At 29.4% G+C, this 3421-nt stretch carries 2 protein-coding genes, 1 tRNA gene and 1 rRNA gene; all 4 read right to left on the bottom strand.

Annotation, left to right across the window (positions count from 1 at the left end; all coding sequences use genetic code 11):
• Window positions 1–287 precede the first annotated feature (287 nt).
• On the bottom strand, window positions 288–1328 hold the full coding sequence (locus tag BD821_RS13250) for a helix-turn-helix transcriptional regulator (protein WP_104410881.1): 1041 nt from the start codon (window positions 1326–1328) through the stop codon (window positions 288–290).
• A gap of 20 nt (window positions 1329–1348) precedes the next feature.
• The gene (locus BD821_RS13245) at window positions 1349–2959 is read right to left on the bottom strand and encodes an ATP-binding cassette domain-containing protein (protein WP_104410880.1); all 1611 of its coding nucleotides are present in this window, start codon (window positions 2957–2959) and stop codon (window positions 1349–1351) included.
• Window positions 2960–3219: 260 nt separating this feature from the next.
• Window positions 3220–3295: transfer RNA gene (locus BD821_RS13240), tRNA-Lys, on the bottom strand.
• 8 nt (window positions 3296–3303) lie between these two features.
• Window positions 3304–3420: ribosomal RNA gene (gene rrf, locus BD821_RS13235) — 5S ribosomal RNA — on the bottom strand.
• Window position 3421: the final 1 nt, after the last annotated feature.

Genomic DNA, 3421 nt, shown 5'->3' with positions numbered 1-3421 from the left:
GTTTTGTAAGTTGTCAACAAGTTTTTTAGAATCTTTAATGTTCTTATACTATGTAGTCAACTTTTGGTGAATCTTGTGCAACTCTCTCGAGTGCTTACTTATAATAACATGATATTATAAGTAAGCAGCTATCATTATATCTAATTTACACTGATTATAGTATTATATCGTCTATTTACTATTATTTTAGCCTTATTCCTTAGAATGATACACTAGGTAAAGTTTTCTTTCAATCTTCAAGTAAGCCTTGTCCTGTCTTCGTTTACAATACAATATGTTAATCCATTTTAAATTCTATATATGCCAAAATCGGATAATATATAATTAAACACATCTTCAATCAGTTTTGTATTAACAATTAATTTAGTCTCTATATCTGATGATTGATGTTTAAGTAGTTCAACTGATGTAAGCTGATTTGTTTGATAAGATACTCCAGCCGGTGTAATACCTAAAACTTCTGCAATCTTTTTATTTGAATTTACACCAGAATGAATTAATGTAAGTATTTTAAACCTACTAGGGTCGGCTAAAGATTTCATTACTTGTTGTCTTCTTTCATTATTAAATGAGTCATTTATATTTTTATGTTTAAAATACTCTGGAAGATAAATTCCTGTAGCAAGAATTCTTTTGTTTCCAAATACCTCTGATATAAATAGATGTGCATTCATGTAAATAACATAATGCTCTGTATCCTCGAAATCTATAGAATCAATAAGCTTTGAAGAAACATATTCATCAAGCATATCACGATAAAACCTTTTAGGTTGCTCCTTTATCATTTTAATTATGGATTGCATTTTATCTTTACTTCTTTCTATAAGAACATCTTCATACCTATTAAAAATCGGATATAACTTTTCAAGTAGTTTTCTTATATCTATAAGTGTTTTACTTGTAGATTGAATCATACTTAATAAGTTCCATTTACCTCTAGAATCAGTATTTACACTCTCCACAATACTATAATCATCCTGGTTGTTATAATCATTAAATCCTATATTAAAGTTACTAAAAACAAGCTTTTTAAATTCATATTTTGTAATGGACTCTAATTCTTTAAAATAATCATATATGTTGTTAATCTGTTTTTTATCGTCCAAGTAAAAATATAAATTTAGAAACAGATTGTACTCAGGGCTAATATACTTATCAATTTCGGATTTGTATAATTTAATTTCATTTAGGTAAGAATTAACTGTATTAATATAATAAGTATCAGTTATTCTATAGGCTAATGAATTAGTATCCTCTATCTCATCCATTTCTAAATTAAAAGATTTTAGAAAATCTAATGCCTTTGCCTTTTCTATATCACATATCATTGCTTAATACCTCCTAAATCCTATATAATCTCTACAACTCCATCTAGTCGCTCTTTTATTTCCTCACTTAAATGATGTGAAATCATTATAACCATTGAATCCATGTCTAAAATAAAGTTTTCAATGAAACTAGTAGTTACCTTGTCAAGATTTGCTGTTGCTTCATCCATAATTATTACATTCTTTTTTCTAGCTATAGCCCTAGCTAAAGCAATCCGTTGTTTTTGACCACCAGAAAGGTTTTTCCCATTCTCAGTAATCATATAATTCAAATCTAAACTTTCAAGCTTAACTGCTTTCATAATCTCCAATACTTCCCCATCACTTAAAGACAAATTCATTTGTATATTATCTTTAATGGTATCATTAAATAAATAGGTATTTTGATTTACATAGGCAATATCATAGAACAAAATGAGATTCTTCTCTTTTACCTTACCATTAATCATTATATCACCATGGTAATCATTAATTTCTCCTATTATTGCCTTTAACAAACTTGATTTGCCGCACCCGCTTTCTCCAAAAATAGCATACTTCTTACCATTTTCAAAATATATATTTTGATTAATTCTAACCATTTTCCCATCAAAATTAAAGCAAATATCTTTTGACTGGATCTCACTTACTTCAATTATATCCTCATTATCTTTTTCAATTGAATCTTTATTGTAAGCATTATTTGACATAAATATAGGTATCTCATAGGTATGATTATAATTAATCAGCTCATCAATATAACCCAACTTTTTTTGATAAAGTTCCTTACCTGATTTATAAAAGGTTTTATCCGCCATGAACTCCATTACAGAATCACCAAATCTCGGCAATAATCCTAGCACTGCAAGATAACTACCAAAACTCACTTTACCTTTAATTACAAAAAAAGATAATATTGCTAAAGCTGATATTGTTGTTAATGAGTTTACAAGCGTTAAAACTCCACTCATTAGACCTGCAAAGCTTTTCACTTTTACTACACAGCTTGCATATTTATGGCTTGCATCTCTTGATTTCTTTAAAAATACCGAGAAAGCCGTATTTTCAAGAAATGTATTAAATCCCTGCATTAACTCTCTTGTTTTATTCAAATATCTTTCTCTTTCCTGTTGCACTTTAATTATATAGCTTGATAAAGTGGATTGAAATAACATTGGTACAAAAGTCATAACTATTAATGATATTAATGCAATGATAACCATCGAATAATGAATTTTGAACAATGCAATTACAATGAAAACTGTCATTGTTCCTTTAGAAATTAACGAAATATACTTGTCAAAAACCAATTCTAAAACTTTTGGTACATCATTTACGTAAAGCGATGCGTGTTCTCCAGATTCTTTACACATAAAATCTGAATACGTTTTCTTTGAAATTGACCTATCAATCTTGCTATTTATATCCATAGTCAAATAGTAATTAGCAACATACTTACAACGCTGATCCAAATACAGTAATAATGCATTGGCCATATAAACACCTAGAATGATCAAAATATTTCTAATCAAAGCGTCCTTTGAATCAACTACTAAAAGAGACAATACATAGGAAGCTAATACCTGTGACATTGAATACATAATTGTGATAGTAATAGAAAGCTTTACTGAATTAAACTTTAATAATTTCATAAGACTCCTCCGCCCTCGTTAAGTCATTACTTAATCTTATTCACTTAGTACTTAATGTATCCCTTATTATATCTTTTGTCAATGATCCGCAGCCCTATATTTTAGCAAATTACACCTGGTACTACCATTCACCATCAATAAGATATCTGTTATCTTTTTGTGGATCAATAGTAGTCATATATATAAATACAAAAAACATTATTAAAAAGATAAATAAAATTTAAACCAAATAAAAGCACACTTATAAATAAGTGTGCTTTTGGTGGCTTACCGGGGAATCGAACCCCGGACACCATGATTAAAAGTCATGTGCTCTACCAACTGAGCTAGTAAACCTTGTTTTCACCCGGCGACGACTTACTCTCCCACAAGGCCTCCCTTGTAGTACCATCAGCGCTTTAGTGCTTAACCATCCTGTTCGGAATGGGAAGGGGTGTTACCACTAAGCCATAATCACCGGAT

Origin of the sequence: Clostridium algidicarnis DSM 15099 (assembly GCF_002934235.1) — a bacterium.
Lineage (GTDB): Bacteria > Bacillota > Clostridia > Clostridiales > Clostridiaceae > Clostridium_L > Clostridium_L algidicarnis.
Note: the sequence above shows the minus strand (reverse complement) of the source record. Positions and strands in the feature narration are given on the sequence as shown.

Coding starts and splice junctions, on each gene's coding strand:
- BD821_RS13250 (WP_104410881.1), bottom strand. CDS start 1,328: ATGATATGTGATATAGAAAAGGCAAAGGCATTAGATTTTCTAAAATCT.
- BD821_RS13245 (WP_104410880.1), bottom strand. CDS start 2,959: ATGAAATTATTAAAGTTTAATTCAGTAAAGCTTTCTATTACTATCACA.